The 15,189-nt window shown below is 46.1% G+C and carries 19 protein-coding genes and 1 pseudogene; 9 read left to right on the top strand and 11 right to left on the bottom strand.

Annotation, left to right across the window (positions count from 1 at the left end):
- The first annotated feature begins 235 nt into the window (after positions 1-235).
- Positions 236-550: a flagellar hook-basal body complex protein FliE gene (gene fliE / locus EVX52_RS00200; protein WP_013575795.1), complete on the top strand. Its 315-nt coding sequence runs from the start codon at positions 236-238 to the stop codon at positions 548-550.
- Positions 551-567: 17 nt separating this feature from the next.
- Here the strand turns inward: fliE and EVX52_RS00195 are convergent.
- Both EVX52_RS00195 and EVX52_RS00190 read right to left on the bottom strand, forming a co-directional pair.
- Positions 568-1,035, bottom strand: a pseudogene (locus tag EVX52_RS00195) (tyrosine-type recombinase/integrase); the annotation flags it as partial.
- 1,112 nt (positions 1,036-2,147) lie between these two features.
- Positions 2,148-3,113 (bottom strand): acyltransferase family protein, encoded by a 966-nt coding sequence (locus tag EVX52_RS00190; protein WP_129990366.1) that lies wholly within the window; start codon positions 3,111-3,113, stop codon positions 2,148-2,150.
- Between the two features lie 696 nt (positions 3,114-3,809).
- Here EVX52_RS00190 and EVX52_RS00180 point away from each other — a divergent pair.
- Complete coding sequence (locus EVX52_RS00180) at positions 3,810-4,715, top strand: bestrophin family protein (RefSeq protein ID WP_129951496.1); 906 nt, start codon at positions 3,810-3,812, stop codon at positions 4,713-4,715.
- A 149-nt stretch (positions 4,716-4,864) separates the two neighbouring features.
- Positions 4,865-5,104 (top strand): hypothetical protein, encoded by a 240-nt coding sequence (locus EVX52_RS00175; RefSeq protein ID WP_129951495.1) that lies wholly within the window; start codon positions 4,865-4,867, stop codon positions 5,102-5,104.
- 81 nt (positions 5,105-5,185) lie between these two features.
- Here the strand turns inward: EVX52_RS00175 and EVX52_RS00170 are convergent, their stop codons facing one another.
- Positions 5,186-5,650: a GNAT family N-acetyltransferase gene (locus EVX52_RS00170; RefSeq protein ID WP_129951494.1), complete on the bottom strand. Its 465-nt coding sequence runs from the start codon at positions 5,648-5,650 to the stop codon at positions 5,186-5,188.
- A 330-nt stretch (positions 5,651-5,980) separates the two neighbouring features.
- Between EVX52_RS00170 and EVX52_RS25225 the strand changes: the two genes are divergently transcribed.
- A complete protein-coding gene (locus EVX52_RS25225; protein ID WP_165383685.1) occupies positions 5,981-6,154 on the top strand; it encodes a hypothetical protein in 174 nt (57 codons plus the stop codon).
- Positions 6,155-6,221: 67 nt separating this feature from the next.
- Here the strand turns inward: EVX52_RS25225 and EVX52_RS00165 are convergent, their stop codons facing one another.
- Entirely contained in the window at positions 6,222-6,422 is a 201-nt protein-coding gene (locus tag EVX52_RS00165) for a hypothetical protein (protein WP_129951493.1), read from the bottom strand.
- 158 nt (positions 6,423-6,580) lie between these two features.
- Between EVX52_RS00165 and EVX52_RS00160 the strand changes: the two genes are divergently transcribed.
- Complete coding sequence (locus tag EVX52_RS00160; RefSeq protein WP_129951492.1) at positions 6,581-6,850, top strand: hypothetical protein; 270 nt, start codon at positions 6,581-6,583, stop codon at positions 6,848-6,850.
- Positions 6,851-6,917: 67 nt separating this feature from the next.
- On the opposite strand, the gene EVX52_RS00155 is transcribed toward EVX52_RS00160, so the two are convergent.
- Together EVX52_RS00155 and EVX52_RS00150 are read right to left on the bottom strand one after the other, a co-directional pair.
- Positions 6,918-7,193, bottom strand: coding sequence for a hypothetical protein (locus EVX52_RS00155; protein WP_013575787.1), 276 nt, complete (start codon positions 7,191-7,193; stop codon positions 6,918-6,920).
- Positions 7,194-7,431: 238 nt separating this feature from the next.
- Complete coding sequence (locus tag EVX52_RS00150; RefSeq protein WP_129990365.1) at positions 7,432-7,869, bottom strand: DUF4186 domain-containing protein; 438 nt, start codon at positions 7,867-7,869, stop codon at positions 7,432-7,434.
- Between the two features lie 122 nt (positions 7,870-7,991).
- On the opposite strand from EVX52_RS00150, the gene EVX52_RS00145 reads away from it, so the two are divergent.
- Both EVX52_RS00145 and EVX52_RS00140 read left to right on the top strand, forming a co-directional pair.
- Positions 7,992-8,246 (top strand): hypothetical protein, encoded by a 255-nt coding sequence (locus EVX52_RS00145; protein ID WP_129951490.1) that lies wholly within the window; start codon positions 7,992-7,994, stop codon positions 8,244-8,246.
- An 83-nt stretch (positions 8,247-8,329) separates the two neighbouring features.
- Complete coding sequence (locus tag EVX52_RS00140; RefSeq protein WP_015690040.1) at positions 8,330-8,488, top strand: YqaE/Pmp3 family membrane protein; 159 nt, start codon at positions 8,330-8,332, stop codon at positions 8,486-8,488.
- A 76-nt stretch (positions 8,489-8,564) separates the two neighbouring features.
- On the opposite strand, the gene EVX52_RS00135 is transcribed toward EVX52_RS00140, so the two are convergent.
- The 5 genes from EVX52_RS00135 to fliD form a co-directional block, all read right to left on the bottom strand.
- On the bottom strand, positions 8,565-8,741 hold the full coding sequence (locus EVX52_RS00135) for a GhoT/OrtT family toxin (protein WP_013575783.1): 177 nt from the start codon (positions 8,739-8,741) through the stop codon (positions 8,565-8,567).
- A gap of 118 nt (positions 8,742-8,859) precedes the next feature.
- Complete coding sequence (locus EVX52_RS00130; RefSeq protein WP_129951489.1) at positions 8,860-9,714, bottom strand: AraC family transcriptional regulator; 855 nt, start codon at positions 9,712-9,714, stop codon at positions 8,860-8,862.
- Between the two features lie 215 nt (positions 9,715-9,929).
- On the bottom strand, positions 9,930-10,292 hold the full coding sequence (gene fliT / locus EVX52_RS00125; RefSeq protein ID WP_129951488.1) for a flagella biosynthesis regulatory protein FliT: 363 nt from the start codon (positions 10,290-10,292) through the stop codon (positions 9,930-9,932).
- The gene (gene fliS, locus EVX52_RS00120) at positions 10,267-10,704 is read right to left on the bottom strand and encodes a flagellar export chaperone FliS (protein WP_129951487.1); all 438 of its coding nucleotides are present in this window, start codon (positions 10,702-10,704) and stop codon (positions 10,267-10,269) included. Before fliS ends, fliT begins: the two co-directional genes overlap by 26 nt.
- Positions 10,705-10,706: 2 nt before the next feature.
- Positions 10,707-12,146 (bottom strand): flagellar filament capping protein FliD, encoded by a 1,440-nt coding sequence (gene fliD / locus EVX52_RS00115; protein WP_129951486.1) that lies wholly within the window; start codon positions 12,144-12,146, stop codon positions 10,707-10,709.
- Between the two features lie 375 nt (positions 12,147-12,521).
- Here fliD and EVX52_RS00110 point away from each other — a divergent pair, with 375 nt between their 5' ends.
- Both EVX52_RS00110 and fliB read left to right on the top strand, forming a co-directional pair.
- On the top strand, positions 12,522-13,823 hold the full coding sequence (locus EVX52_RS00110; protein ID WP_129951485.1) for a FliC/FljB family flagellin: 1,302 nt from the start codon (positions 12,522-12,524) through the stop codon (positions 13,821-13,823).
- Between the two features lie 117 nt (positions 13,824-13,940).
- The gene (gene fliB / locus EVX52_RS00105; RefSeq protein ID WP_129951484.1) at positions 13,941-15,146 is read left to right on the top strand and encodes a flagellin lysine-N-methylase; all 1,206 of its coding nucleotides are present in this window, start codon (positions 13,941-13,943) and stop codon (positions 15,144-15,146) included.
- The last annotated feature ends 43 nt before the right edge of the window (positions 15,147-15,189 follow it).

Genomic DNA, 15,189 nt, shown 5'->3' with positions numbered 1-15,189 from the left:
TAACAAAACAGACTCCCAAGTGCGCAATCGTTAAAGCGTGACATTTTTCAGCCCTCCGTACAGGCAGGCCTATTTTCTAGGTGAGCCATTATTTGCCGCTTAGTGCAAAGTTAATGGCCCGATAAGCCGTGGTTTTTAGGTTCAATTACCGCGTTTAGGAAAAAACTGATGTGATAGGGTGTCATTCCATGAAAGAAGCCATTTGTTCATCGACAGCCCGATAAACGGAGAAAACATGTCAATTCAAGGCATTGAGAGTGTTTTACAGCAGATGCAGGCCACGGCAATCCAGGCCGGTGCCGCACCAAAGACGGATACCGCATCAGAAGCCGGTTTTGCCAGCGAATTAAAAGCGGCATTAGGTAAGATCAGCGAGACCCAGAACAATGCAAAACTGGAATCTGAAAAGCTGGAGATGGGCGTTCCCGGCGTCAGCCTGAACGACGTGATGGTCGACCTGCAGAAATCCTCGATTTCTTTACAACTGGGTGTCCAGGTGAGAAATAAGCTGGTGGCGGCGTATCAGGACGTGATGAACATGTCGGTGTGAGTTAGTTAGGTGATTGATTAAATTGAATAATTATACCAGCCTGTTTTCTTATGGGGTATGGATGGGGCAAAGTCTCCTAATTTTTGGTTGAGCATTGCAATCTGCTCTCCGTTATTGTCGTTCATCCAGGTTCCATACACTGAGTAAACCATCTGGGCTGAAGTGTGTCCCATTTGGCTGGCTATGAAGTTTGGATTAGCCCCTGCCGAAAGTGACCAGCACGCATATGTGTGCCTCGATTGGTATGCTTTGCGATGCCTGACACCTGCCCGGCGCAAAGCGGTATTCCATGACTGACCAATCGAAGAGACGGAATAGTAGGTTCCGCTGCGGCTGTTAATGGCGCTGACTTGTGGGTTAAAAACGAAGGTGCAATCTTCGATGTCCTTTTTCCCATACTCACGCAGAATAACTTCTATTTTGTTTTTGCCCATCATCCTGGTCATCTCGGCCTGATCACGTAAAACATCTATGGCTGGCTGTATGTCAGCCTAATTTTGATGGATGGAGAATAATTCAATAAAATCTCCAGTCACATATTCATATTCCATCGATTCTTATGCCGCCTATTCACGGTTTCCTAAATGTCCGACAGGTTTTGCAGTCGTTGATTATTCAACTCTTTGCAATTCCGGGGCAGGGTGGTTGTCCGATGTAGAAGTTGATGATCCCTCTCAACCAGCCTATCAGGCCGCATTTACGGTTAAAGGGTTGAGTGGTGTACTTCCTCTGCATTGCTTTGAGGGAATTGTATTTAATGGGAATAGTAATACGGTGGCCATTAAGCTGATTGGATGCTGTGGCGTAAAACCACACGCTGTATTTTTTGTGATAACCGTCATGGTGTTGTATTTAATAATGGTACCGCCCCGGGAACCGGGGGGCTGTGTAACTCTATTGGCGTACGAAAATCTAGGTCAGGTAATGGACTGAGTATCTCTTTTTCCGCTACATACACAACCATAACAATTACGTTAAGCAAGGCCGTTATTGATGATCTTAAAATAAGCCGTATTTTACTGAATCAGTGAGGATTTATGAGTTTTGTGATTGAACGAGTTGTTACTCCGATTAAAGTATTTAACTCTCTGCTGGGAACAGCGATTAAAGGTAATCCGCTAGAAGAAGCTGAGACGACGTTACTGTCAAGCCTTCAGTAATGCAACCCTCCATCACTGGCGGGTCTTATCAGCAATCAGAATATACATGATCAGTTAGAATTGCCGGTTCGATAACAGCCTGGATGACTTTACGCTGACGGGATGAGACAAAGATGGGACGCATAAGAAATGACGAGCGTTAACAACGCTTGTCATCTTTTTGCATGATGGGGCGTGTGAGCGAGGTTTCATACGGTAAGTTAATGATTCATAGGACGGTTCATAGAACTTCTAAGCCGTAGGTCACAGGTTCGAGCCCTGTAGGTACCATTCAAAAAACAACCATTTAGATGTCTGTAGTTCCTTGCGAAATTTGTGAGTCGGACAAGTTTGGGACAGAAACCCCAAAAATAGCGTCTATCTGCTTCGTGTGCTCAGTTAAATGAAGTATTAAGCTGAAACCACCTCGACGTACTGAGGCAGTTTCCTGGAGCACTTTACGCCACGGATTTATTTTCTTTATAAATTAAGATTTTTAATCTGCTAATTACATACGAAACTAAAAGTGACATCAATGCTGTGAAAAGAAAAATCCAAAGCTCACTCTTAAAAATCAATACTGCGATGCTAAGGTGTATAAATTGATGAGTGTACATTATCATCATGGATTCTCTTCCTGCGAAAATAACTAAAGGGTTCTGGGAAAATCGGAAAGATGATACGCGAGATATCAGCGTGATGATACCCAGCGACACAAGCAGGCTAAAAAATGGCAATCCATAATCAGAAGACTTCATATTGAATTTCATTATATCTGGATTAACGACTGTAACATATATACCCACTGCGGATATTGCCAAAGGGAATATTACATTGATATTTTTCTTCGATTGTCTGGCTATCAATCCACAATACATAATAGGAACAGCATAAAAAACCACCCCTATGTTCAAAGGTAATGGAATGTTTACAAACTTACCAATAAGGTATGAAATGCATAATGATATGAAAACAACTGCTATGATAATTTTTTGTTTCATATATAAAACGAGTATATTGAGGATTTGCTGACTAATAAAAAACACTGTAACAAACCAAAACACTCCCAGCCATCCAGTAAGATATTCACCTCCATATATACTCATGGCTATTATTTTTATAATTATACGTGTGTTTATATCATCGTTTATAAAGCGTGAAAATATCATTGCTATTGTGAATAAAATCAAGAATAGTACATATGGGACTAATAATTTTTTTGCCTTTGATAATAAATACGTCTTCGGTGCTCTTGGTTTGAATAAATATCCCCCTATGAAGAAAAACAGAGGCATATGGAAAAGGTATATTATTTCAGAAGGCAATCCTGTAAAAACATGACCAGCTATAACCGATAAAATGCCCAGTCCTTTAGCACAATCTACCCAATCTGTTGATTGCAAGCCATTTTCTTGTTTAAGCATAGATTCAACCCTTACAATTTGCTGGTTTTTTTCTTACGGTATCACTACGATTTCTTGCTTAAAACAAGAATATGTTAACAGTAAGGATATCCCTATAAGTTTTTTCGTGATCCAACTTAAATTAGGGTGCTGTATACTGGTACTGTGTGCATAAACAGTATTTTGTGGTAACTACTATGGGCGGGAAGGATATTAATTTTGATGTTGTGTATCGTGGCGAGACGAGAGACTCGATAGAACCGGGCACATAAGTTTTCTTCCAGCGCCTCAAAGAGCAGGGTGACGGGTATTGGCTTGGTCACCGGTATCGCTCAGGCGAGGAATGGAGTATTTAATACTGACGAGTGGCAATCAGGAGGGAATCATGGATTTTGATGACAGCCTGGATAACTTCATGCTGAAGAGTGAGTGAAAAGTGAATGGGGCATGGATGGGGCAAAAAATTAACGCGAACTTACATTCTCTATCCTGCTTCGAATGTTTGCTCGCGTTAATCGTCTGTGTTGTACCTGCTCTAACATGTTCTTCTATGTATTCAAAAGTTAAGCATCATATGATGAACATGTCGGTGTAATTGAATAAGGCCGATTACAGAAAAAATGTTGCGGATGTCACAAAATTGTCCTTTGCATGTGCAGAATTATTTGCCAGAATCGCCAAAAAAATCGCTTCACCTGCATAAAGCATCTGCACAAAATGATAATCCGTCCTCCCCGCCACTGGTTCTGGCGTTTATTCGCCTGGCATGGCTCTGTTCTGCCCAGCATTCTGTTCCGTCTGAGCCTCAACTTACTGATGTCTCTTGCCGCCATTCTGATCCTTCCCTGGTACGAGACCCTGGGTGTGAAACTGACGCTCGCGCCTTTCAGTCTGCTCGGCGTCTCTATCGCGATTTTCCTCGGCTTTCGTAACAGTGTCGCGTATTCACGCTACATTGAGGCTCGGCAATTATGGGGCGGCCTGCTGATTGCCTGCCGGACGTTGCAAAGTCAGGTCATGGCGGTGTGTCCGCAAGAGGCGCAGCGCGTGACCACGTTATTATTGGCTTTCTGTTACAGCCTCAAACATCAGTTGCGTCACAGCGATCCTCATGCGGATCTCGGGCGACTGATGGGGGAAGATGCGGAAGATATTCTATCGCGCCGTGCGCCGACCAATATGATTCAGCTGCGCTTGTCACAATGGCTGGCTGAGCAACGCCGCAGCGGTGATCTGTCGGATATTGTCTACACCCATATGGATTCCACGCTCCTGCAGCTTTCCCAGGTGGTCGGTGGATGTGAACGTATTGTCAGCATGCCGATCCCGTTTGCTTATGGCCTGTTGCTGCACCGGACGGTATATCTGTTCTGTAGTTTGTTGCCGTTTGCGCTGGTGGTGGATCTGCATTACATGACATTGCTGGTGTCAGGCTTTATTTCCTATAGTTTTCTGTCACTTGATACACTGGCGGAAGAACTGGAAATGCCTTTTGGTCTTGCCAATAACCATCTGCCGCTGGATGCTATGTGTACCAACATTGAGATTAACTTGCTTGAAATGAACAACCAGTCGCAGTTGCCGGACACGCCGGTGCCGGATTTACGCTTCCGTCTGACATAGATGTGACCGGCGACACGAATTGAGTGATTTCTGTGCGCTGTAGTGGCAATAATCTGAATATTCACGAGACTGTCATAATATCGAAACAAAAGTGAAATAAGCTGCGGGGGCTAACACAATCTTTTCCGTTCCGATATCACGAGGTTGTTATGTCAGTTATTCAGGCCAAATCATTGCACGAAGCTGAAGATCTGCTTAATTCCGGCATGGTGAAAAAAGTCGAGCTGGCTTTTAATATCAACAGTGATGAGTTTTTCAAACTTGCACTGGAGTGCGGTGACCGTGGTGCGAAAATCACCAAGGGTAAAAATTTTTTCATCATCACACTTAAAAAATGGGTTATTCCGCCTAACAATCAGGCAGCAACAAAAAGCAACGCTCTGATGTAAACGCTTTTTGCACCTCCATAACCCTGTCAGCGGACAGCGTTATGGAGGTATATATTATTATCGCTGCGGTTTTCCCCCGTGTTATCTCACCGGTTTCATCATATAAACACTCAGTGGATCCGGGCACAGAGCATAGTCACCAAACGCCTCTGTCCGGCAATACCCCAGTTTTTCATACAATGTGATGGCTTTTTCCTGAAACACACCCGTTTCAAGGAACAGTTCATAGTGCCCCAACATTTTCAGTTTCTTTTCGATTGCTGCAATCAGTAATGAGGCAATACCCTGACCGCGAAACAGCGGGTTCACATACACCCGCTTCATTTCTGCGAGACCGTGTTTTGTGATAAACAGACAGGCGCAACCAGCCCAGTCATCATCAACTCTCGCCATAAAACACGTGATTTCACCGTCATCAAGCTCAGTGATGTTAATTCCCTGAAATGATTCCGGCGGGTAGAGCGGGTATTGATAAGCATCAAGCTCAGCAATCAGTCGTGTCAGATGCGGATGTGCCGCATCGGTTTCAAAAATCTGGGCACTCACACGCGGGCTCTCGATATAACAAAATGGATTCATATTCTTAACTTAAATTACCCCGAAAACAAGGCTCTGGCAGGGAGAACTGTGGCGGGAAAAGCCTGGATATGTAAGAAGAGTGTAAAATTTAATTATATTGCTGAGCCGTCTGTCAGAGTTATCTGATTTTAAGTGTCTCTGCTTCATTTTATACATGATCTCTATTTCTTTTATGCAACATTCATCCAAAGTGATTAATGTATAAAATGAAATAACCTGCTGTGATTAATACTGTGCGTATGATCTCGCCGGGGGAAAGGACGTATATTATAAGAGGTTGATAGAAAGGATAAAATTATGGCTGTCTATCCTGTTGGCGTTTATGTCACGCTTACTTTTACACCAGGTTTGTTTGAAGTTATCACTGTTCTGGATGAGGTTAAACCCGTGCAATACCAGGTCATTAACGTGGAAACGGGTAATGTGATCAGGGTGAATGAACACTTTATTCGCGGTATCGTGAAACCTTAGTGATCAGTAGCTTAAATGACAATCCACTCATGAGGCCGGGCAACGTTGTTTGCCCGGCCTTTCTTTTTTACTCCGGCATCAGGCGGTTAAAATCTTCTTCGTACAAACTGCGGCACTCTGCCATAAACTCCGGGTATCCCAGTTCTGAGGTCTGAACTTCCCGGTCAAGCCGCTTCTCCAAATCCTGGTGAAACCACTCAAATTCGCCATGCAGGATGCCGGTAAATCCGGTCAGTATGATGCATTGTTGTGGCGTCAATTTTTGCACGGGGGATCCTTATCATTTGCGGGCTACATCATTCATCTGTGCCAGCTTTTGCGCGATATAAATGTTGAAAGAGAGAAGTGCTTCACGCCGCTATCCTGCAGGACGCGGCAACATATTCTATCCTCTAATGAATCCCACTGGAAAACAAGGAGTCACATATGGATCAGGATCTGTTCGAACAGGCACCTTTGCCACTGCTTACACGGTTTGAGGTCGGTGACAGGATCAAATTGCTCACGTTTCCGGTAGGCGTACATCCGGCCAGCTATCAGCTGGATGTTGCGATCACCAGTATTCATGATGGTGAATTTGAGGGTGAGATAGTGCGTATTGCCCCTCTCGGTCGCCTGGGGCATCATGAAGCACATTTTAGGGTAGGAGGGCATGTTGCATTTTTTGCCCGAAACATTCAGGGAGTGGCGGCCTGAGACGCAGCCGGAGTCTGAAAACAAAACCCCGCGTCAAAGGCGGGGTTTATGGCTATCAAAAACAAGATTACATCAGGGGTTTCACGTGCTTGGTGAGCGCCTGGGTGGTTAATTCGTCGGCTTTAATCTTCGAACAGTTGCCACAATAGCCCACGAGATACCAGTTTCCGTCTGCACCCTTTTCCGGATTAACTTTGTAGCGTTCGTTACGTTTACCATAAAACTCGCGTTCTGCGTTCTGTGCTGCGTCTTCCCAAAAGCACAACGAAAACTGATGTTGTTTATCAACATGCCGTTGTCCGTTGCGGCTTCCGCCAACCAGTAAATAATGATACTCAGACATGCATTCTCCTTTTCCCAATACGGGCAATTATCCTGACAACAAGTATAAAACTCATTTCACCTGGAAAAGCTCATCCGAAAGACTGCAAAAGAAAGACTTCAAAGGGCGTGCTGAAGGCAACCCGTCGCACAATTCTTATTCCTTTAAAATTATAGAGTAGGATTGCGGTTAAGTTTGTAAATGCAGAAAAAATGTGATGATTATCACCTTTTATTTTTTAACGAGTGTGATGCGCCTCTTACAACAAATTCAGTTGTTGTGCCTTATCCGGGTTAGCTGACGTTTTTTTGCCAGCCTTTTGCGCCTTAGCCACCGGAGCAGGGCGCTGCATTTCCTGATGAAGCCAGTGCATAATGACCGTTACGGCATACTCCTGTTGCGCGACTGTCATGTCAGTATGAGCGGGTATGGAATGCCACTTTTCCAGACAGCCGCGACAGCAGGTGGCCGTCGCATGCTGGGCAATAAACACCGGGTGACCGCGCATCGGCGTTTGTTTACCGTCATGTTCCGGCTCCGCCGGAGCAAGACGCTTAGCCATAAAATCCGCCGCATGCCGGCTGACCGTTTCCGGCCCTTTATCCTGACAATACCGGTACTCTTTTACGCCGAGATGGAAACGCTGACGAAAAGGTGAAGCGGACAGGCGCTTAAATACTTGATCGATGGAAAACATAATCGGGAGATCCGGGTAAATTCTATGCGCAGAAATAGCGGCGTTAAACACATCATCTGTCGCCATCAGCGGTTACCAGACCATGTTAGTTTGGCCTGACTATACCCCCACCGGGATCTGCAATGGCAGAAAAACATGTTATAGATTTGGTCATGTCGGTCAATAAGCACGCTGAAGAAACTGCCATGCAACAAATGATGCTGCGAAACTTTATTATTGTGATGTGCCGCAGTATGACAGCAGAACAAAAGAATCAGGTGAGATGGCAAATGCGCCAGATCCACCAGGTGTCGGATGCAGAACGTCGCAACGGCGATAGCGAAATGCTGGAAAAAACACGGCAGGAGGTGGAAATCATGCTGGCACTGATCAATTAGGTTTCATCTGATGCCCGTTTCATTTTTCATGCGCTACCATTCTTTATGATAAACAAAGCAATGATAAACAAAGGGAGAATAAGATGGGATTCTGGAGAGTATTGATCACAATTCTTGTGCCGCCATTGGGTGTGCTGATTGGCAACGGTTTCGGTGGTGCATTTCTGCTGAACATCATTCTGACACTTTGTGGTTACCTGCCGGGTTTGATCCACGGATTTTGGGTGCAGACCCGCAAATAACCCTTGCAATGCTGTTATCAGAACCCGGTCTGCAGGCCGGGTTCTTTACACTAACGTGTCTGTAGCGAAGACGGGTTCAGAACAGAGAAAAGAGAAGGACGACCGGCAGGCTCATCGGCCAGGTAAACCCGATAATACCGGAAGTTAACAGCCTTATTTTTATCGTGTCGCGGCTCACCAGCAAAGTGAATAATACTGCAATGCCCAGTCCGCCCCAGTAAATCGTTTTAATCACTTCCCACCAAACGTGCACAACCAGCCCCTGAACATAAAGAAAATAACGGCGTGTATGATATTCCGTTAACATCTGGTAATCAAATATTGTGTGATGTTACTCAAAGTTTTGGGTTGTGTCGGTTTGGCGCGAGTTGTTATATATCGTCGGTTGTGAGAAGTGCAGGAGTCGAAAGGGGGCGTAAATGACCCCGGATCGCGGTTGGCGCGAACCCGAAACGCTTGCGGAAACGCTCGGCAAAACGCGAGCCACTTTCATAGCCTACCTGATGGGCAATATGTGAAATTGCCAGATCCGTGCATTGCAGCAGACGCAGCGCGTGAGTCATGCGTACATCGATCATCAGGTTTCGCAGTACACAATTTTCACCCGCCAGACGTCTGCGCAGCATCACTTCATTCATCATCAGTTTTTCTGCCACTTCGGCGGCAGTAAATGACTTATGCAGATTATTGACTAATAATTCACGTACGTTATCTGTCACGCTTTCACTGTGCTGCATGGAATAACGTACACCCAGTTGCGACAACCAGAGTAACTGTTCGAGCATGCGGTGACGGGTTATCGGTGCGGGCAGTCCGTGATGCCAGAGTATGGCTGAGTGAGTGTCGGTAAAACTTTGTTTGAAAGCGCCGGGGATGTGCGGAATAACTTGCAGGGTATCAACAGCAATAAGTGGCGGGCTAAAGCCGGTCGCATGAAGGCCCGCATCACTGAGCAATTGATGATCCCATGCCATGATTGCGCAGCTGAAAGGGCCATTTCCGGATAAATGGTGAGTCATGCTCAGCATTTGCCCGCTGTTAAGCACCAGCATTTCGCCCGTCTGCAATGTCACTTGCTGGCTCTGGTTCGTAATGGAGAGGCTTCCGTTCTGAATGAGAACCAGTTGTGGCTTATCAATATAAACATCATGAATAAAAAGTTCACTATGCTGAATAAGCAGAGAAATGGTTCCTATCCCTGGAGTCACTTTTATTTTACGAACCATGATGATGATGCCCGAAAATGACGACGGCAACCTGTGGTGTGCTGCCTGATAAAAAATTCCCGCTTTGCGAATACAAACAGGCTACCGGTTGATGCGTGTAATTTTGGGAGAAGACAGAGAGAACCAGCCCTGGTTGCCAGGTACTCTCTGCCTCTGAAAACTTATTTTTGCACAAGAAATATTGGAAAAAAAAGCAAATAAACAAAAATTAATAATTATTGGTGATCGCCAAAGGCAATCGAACGGAGGTCAATTTTTCCGTAAGTCGTATTCACTTGTTGTTGTCGGGAAGACTGGCCAATCAGCTCGGTGAGTTTATTCATCCGGGCCTGTAATAATGTTTTAATCGTAGTTTCATTATCCAGAATAATGCGCAAATAGCGGCGGACATCATTCTGAATCATTATCGATGTCTGTTCTGACATCGGCAATCTGGTAGTAGCTTCTACTGCTTTCACGTAACTGACTTCGAGCTCAACCAGCTCATCCCACTTCTCTTCTCTCGCCAGCCGCAACATCTGCTCGCTTAAAGACAGGATCAGTTGATATTCATTAACCAGATACTGATGTTGATCCATTATATTGGTCCTGCGACGGGTGGTAGTTTGGGCCGATTTGCCGCCAGGCATCGGCGATATTTTCAAGCAGGGTCAGCACCTCAGCGATGGCCTCTTGATCGTTGTGTAAATTTGCATGCAATAAACGGCGGACCATATAGGAATAAAGTGCGTCGAGGTTATCCACTAATTCAGGATCGCCTTTTTCGCGACTTAATCCGGCTTTCAGTCCGCTGTCGATAATATTGATGGCCATAGACAGTGATTTGCCTTTTTCGGCAATGCTGCCTTGCTCAATAAAAATACGGGCGCGGATCAGGGCGCTGCGCGCCCCATCAAATAACATTGTCACAAGCTGGTACGGGGTGGCGCTCATCACGCCACTTTCAAGGCCTACCTGTGCGTAGGCCTGGGTTCCTTTAGCGTTATACATAATTACTGTCCTAATGAACTGGAGCTGGTTGTTGCAAACTGCTGCGTCAGATAGGTACTGGTACTGTTCAGCTTAGTCATCGCCACATCAAGAGCAGTGAACTGGGTTTTATAACGGTCAATTGTCGCCGTAATGCTGTCATTGACGGCATTGTACTGCTTGGTCAGATTTTTCAGCGTGTTATTCACTGAGGTTTCTGCGTTAGCAATAGTACCGGTGGTGGTATTGAGGAAAGTCCCATTCAGCTTGCTGATATTGGTCATGACACCGGTGGTTTTACCGTCACCGATCATCATTGCCTGAACTGCCCCCGTGTTGGTGGTCAGCGCGGTGTTGAGTTTAGTGCTGTCGACAGTCAGTTTGCCGGTGGTGGGGTCTGTGGTAATCCCGATACTGGCCAGGGTGCTGATAGAACCTGTGCCGTTAGCACCACCGAGCGCTGACTTCAGCTGGGTCTGAATCGTACGTAATGTACTGTCACCCAGTAACGCACCGTTGCTGCTGTCTGAGGAGTCAGAGTTCGTGGCGGTTGCGGTGAATTTTGTCAGACTGGCAAAAGTATCCTGCAACGCATTGTATGCGGTAACAAAGGTATTAATTGCGGTCGTTGCGGTATTGGTATTTTTAGTAATGGTCAGTGTTGCTGCACTGGCGGTGGTATCCGTCAGATTTAAGGTGATACCGTCCTGGATGTCACTAATGGAGTTACTTTGACGCTCGAGATCAATTCCGTTAAATGTCAGCTGTGCGTTGGTTGCCGCTGTTTTTTGCGTCATCGCACCGGTCGCGGTGGATGAATTGTAACCAATGATATTGTTTAACTGGTCATCGCCGGTTACGGCCACCGTCATTTCAGAATCGGTACCGGTGTTATTGGAACTGAGCACCAATTTATAATTACTGTCAGAGACTTTGACGATGCTGGCTGTGACGCCACCACCGGCCTTATTGATCGCATCGCGAACGCCGGTCAGTGAAGTCTGGTCATCGGTCAGATTAATGCTCAGCGGTTTGCTGCCATCGCCCTGACTGATGGTCAGGGTGCGGGAGTTCCCCGTCGTTGTGGTGCCCAGAGCAGCGGTGTTGCTGGTCTGAGAGGCTGAAATCAACGCCTGCGAAGCCGCCAGCTGAGTAACAGAAACCGAATATTTACCTGCCGCTGCGCCTGTCGTCGTCGTGACGTTGAAGGCGGAGGTATTACTTGAGGTAGCCGTTGTCGCACCATAAGCATCGGGTGATGCCAGGGCTGTGGCTGCATCAGCAAAGGTCTGGACAGCGCTTTGCAATGTACCATAGGCCGTCAGTTGAGCACTGTAGCTGCTCTGTGCTTTGGTAATTGGTGTCAAACGTGTTTTTTCTGCAGTCGTCAGATTATCCAGCAGATCTGAAAGATTTAAACCTGAACCGATGCCTAACGATGAGATAGTGCCTGAAGTGGCCATAATTATCCTTTACAGTTTGATTGCCCTGAGTTTGTGAATTGACAGTCGCTTTCGCTTCATTCGCTCACCCGTCTCCCTGACTGATATCAGAGAACGGGTTCACTCCTTCGCCGCTTACTGCAACTCCAATGACCTGAGGTATAAAAGAGTCTTTAAGCCCTATCGGCACGACGGAGAAAAAGTTTAATAGATCGCAACAAAAAGTAATGGCGTGAATAGGAGGTATAAGGAAGGGTAATTCTCAAATTAAGAAATCAGGGTTTTTTGAGAAATAATTCTAAAGGTTACCGGAGTACCGCCGATACAAGTTTGGACGGTGATGAACGCCGTGGGCAATAAGCCCGAACCCTTAACCAGATTTGAAGGAATACACTCATGGCTCAAGTTATCAATACCAACACGCTGTCTCTGATGACGCAGAACAACCTGAACAAATCCCAGTCTGCACTCGGTACCGCTATCGAGCGTCTGTCTTCCGGTCTGCGTATCAACAGCGCAAAAGATGATGCTGCTGGTCAGGCCATTGCTAACCGCTTCACTTCTAACATCAACGGCCTGACTCAGGCTTCACGTAACGCCAACGACGGTATCTCTGTTGCGCAGACCACTGAAGGCTCACTGAGCGAAATCAACAACAACTTACAACGTATTCGTGAGCTGTCTGTTCAGGCTGCTAACGGCACCAACTCATCTTCTGACCTGACCTCAATCCAGGACGAAATCACTTCCCGTCTGTCTGAAATCGACCGTGTATCGGGTCAGACTCAGTTCAACGGCGTGAACGTACTGGCTTCTAACCAGACCATGAAAATCCAGGTTGGCGCTAACGATGGCCAGAGTATCTCCATCGACCTGCAGAAAATTGACTCTTCTACACTGGGTCTGTCTGGTTTCTCCGTATCTGGTAACGCACTGAAAACCAGCGATGCTATCACTCAGGTTGGTGACACTTCTGCAGCGCCTTCAGCTGTTGACCTGTCTGCTGCTGCAACTTCACTGACCACTTCTACCGGTTCAACTGTTGCTGCTTCAAGCCTGTCTCTGGTTAACATTCAGGACAGCACCGGTGCTGCAACTGATACTTATGCTGTTAAATTCGGCAGCAGCTACTATGCAGCATCCGTTGACAAAACTAACGGTAAAGTAACACTGAACACCTCTGACGTTGCTTACAGCGATTCTGCAAACGGCGTTACTGCTGCAAGCAAAACTGGCGCACTGGTGCAGGTTGGTACTGATGCAACCGGTAATGCTGCTGGTTTCGTAACTATCCAGGGTAAAAACTTCCAGGCGGGTACCAACGGTACTGACGTTCTGAAAAACAGCGCGGGCGCAACTGCAACAACTGTTGCCACTGCTACCTTTGATATCGCTACTGCTACTCAGTTCAAAGGCGCATCAAGCAACAACCCGCTGGCTGCAATCGACGCCGCTATCGCGAAAGTTGATACCTTCCGTTCTTCACTGGGTGCGGTTCAGAACCGTTTCGATTCTGCCATCACTAACCTGAACAACACCACGACTAACCTGTCTTCTGCACAGAGCCGTATTCAGGATGCTGACTACGCGACTGAAGTTTCTGCTATGTCCCGTGCGCAGATCCTGCAACAGGCTGGTACTTCAGTATTGTCTAAAGCTAACCAGGTTCCACAGTCAGTACTGTCCCTGCTGCAATAATTGCTGTTCAGCTTTTATGCTCACAAAAGGCGGCCATTTGGCCGCCTTTTTACTTAATGGGCTTGTAGAACTTCTGTTTAAACTGGGTATTACTTTTCTAATTTTTCGGAATCGAACATGAGAGAAATTCTGGTCAGTGAACCTTCCTATGTGACCCGTTTCAGTTGCGTGGGGGCAGCATGTCGCGATCATTGCTGCAAACGCTGGAATATCACGATCGATAAAGCGACTTATAATAAATATCTAAAGAGCGAAATTCCTGACATCCGCAAAATCACCCGGGAAGAGATGTTACTGACGAAGAAAAATGTTCAACAGTGGGCATTGATCAAATTCAACGAAGAAGGAAACTGTTCATTCTTCACTGAGGATAGCCTCTGCTATATACATAAAGTTGCCGGACCGAACGCGTTAAGCCATACCTGCTCTTCCTATCCGCGAACGCAGACTGCCTATAAGAATGAAGAATTAAAAAGTCTGAACCTGTCATGTCCGGAGTCAGTCAGGCACATTTTGTTCAACGAACAAGCCATGAACCTTGAAACGACGACGGTATTGAAAAGCAACTTTAATCCGTCATCCGCCGTAAACATGGAGGCGCGGCTGGTTAACCTTTTTTGTGCAAATCTGATGATGCAGCCGCAATATCGTGTTGAGGAGAACCTCTACGCGATCATTTACTTCATTATTTTTTATCAGAAAATCACCGGCAGTCTGGAAGAAAAAATTGGCCAAATGGAAGGCGCGTACGAAAGCATTGTGGCGCAGATGGCATCCGGTGCGCTCACGCAGGCGATGCAAAATGTGAAAGAGCTGCAAACTCTGGAGCTGCAATTGTTGCTCGGGTTGCAAAAGCACATGTTAGAAACCGAGGGGTTGCGCGGGCAAGATATGCTGCTTGATTACATGATTCGTCTGAATCATTTTTTCGGTTCTGATAAAACGGAAGAACAACTTAGCTCGGGCTTATCACAATTGAAAAAAGGTTGGGATGACATTGCGCTTCCCTGGTTAAACCAGCGACCTTACATTATGCGTAATTTCTTCCAGTATCGTTTTTATCATGACCAGTTTGGCATGAAACGGCAGCAACCCTTGCTGAAAGAAATTTATTTGATCGTGGTTGATTATTTTTTCATGAAATCGCTGCTTTCCGCCGCCGCGCTCGAAAAAGGGCATCTGACCGACGATGACCTGATCAACGTCATGTACAGTTATTCGACAGTCCGTCAGCATGACCGGAAAGTGGATGACAAGTTCTCGCAGGATATCGACAGATTTAAACGCAACGATGATCTGAGCGTGCTCAACCTGTTGGTTTAGTTTTCATACAAACCTCGCTCCGGCGGGGTTTTTTTTAACCAAA

Origin of the sequence: Rahnella sp. CFA14(1/10) (assembly GCF_004195095.1) — a bacterium.
Lineage (GTDB): Bacteria > Pseudomonadota > Gammaproteobacteria > Enterobacterales > Enterobacteriaceae > Rahnella > Rahnella perminowiae.
Note: the sequence above shows the minus strand (reverse complement) of the source record. Positions and strands in the feature narration are given on the sequence as shown.

Bases quoted from the DNA above. Each gene is read 5' to 3' on its own strand.
- fliE (WP_013575795.1), top strand. From the start codon at position 236: ATGTCAATTCAAGGCATTGAGAGTGTTTTACAGCAGATGCAGGCCACG.
- EVX52_RS00190 (WP_129990366.1), bottom strand. From the start codon at position 3,113: ATGCTTAAACAAGAAAATGGCTTGCAATCAACAGATTGGGTAGATTGT.
- EVX52_RS00180 (WP_129951496.1), top strand. From the start codon at position 3,810: ATGATAATCCGTCCTCCCCGCCACTGGTTCTGGCGTTTATTCGCCTGG.
- EVX52_RS00175 (WP_129951495.1), top strand. From the start codon at position 4,865: ATGTCAGTTATTCAGGCCAAATCATTGCACGAAGCTGAAGATCTGCTT.
- EVX52_RS25225 (WP_165383685.1), top strand. From the start codon at position 5,981: ATGGCTGTCTATCCTGTTGGCGTTTATGTCACGCTTACTTTTACACCA.
- EVX52_RS00160 (WP_129951492.1), top strand. From the start codon at position 6,581: ATGGATCAGGATCTGTTCGAACAGGCACCTTTGCCACTGCTTACACGG.
- EVX52_RS00155 (WP_013575787.1), bottom strand. From the start codon at position 7,193: ATGTCTGAGTATCATTATTTACTGGTTGGCGGAAGCCGCAACGGACAA.
- EVX52_RS00150 (WP_129990365.1), bottom strand. From the start codon at position 7,869: ATGTTTTCCATCGATCAAGTATTTAAGCGCCTGTCCGCTTCACCTTTT.
- EVX52_RS00145 (WP_129951490.1), top strand. From the start codon at position 7,992: ATGGCAGAAAAACATGTTATAGATTTGGTCATGTCGGTCAATAAGCAC.
- EVX52_RS00140 (WP_015690040.1), top strand. From the start codon at position 8,330: ATGGGATTCTGGAGAGTATTGATCACAATTCTTGTGCCGCCATTGGGT.
- EVX52_RS00130 (WP_129951489.1), bottom strand. From the start codon at position 9,714: ATGGTTCGTAAAATAAAAGTGACTCCAGGGATAGGAACCATTTCTCTG.
- fliT (WP_129951488.1), bottom strand. From the start codon at position 10,292: ATGGATCAACATCAGTATCTGGTTAATGAATATCAACTGATCCTGTCT.
- fliS (WP_129951487.1), bottom strand. From the start codon at position 10,704: ATGTATAACGCTAAAGGAACCCAGGCCTACGCACAGGTAGGCCTTGAA.
- fliD (WP_129951486.1), bottom strand. From the start codon at position 12,146: ATGGCCACTTCAGGCACTATCTCATCGTTAGGCATCGGTTCAGGTTTA.
- EVX52_RS00110 (WP_129951485.1), top strand. From the start codon at position 12,522: ATGGCTCAAGTTATCAATACCAACACGCTGTCTCTGATGACGCAGAAC.
- fliB (WP_129951484.1), top strand. From the start codon at position 13,941: ATGAGAGAAATTCTGGTCAGTGAACCTTCCTATGTGACCCGTTTCAGT.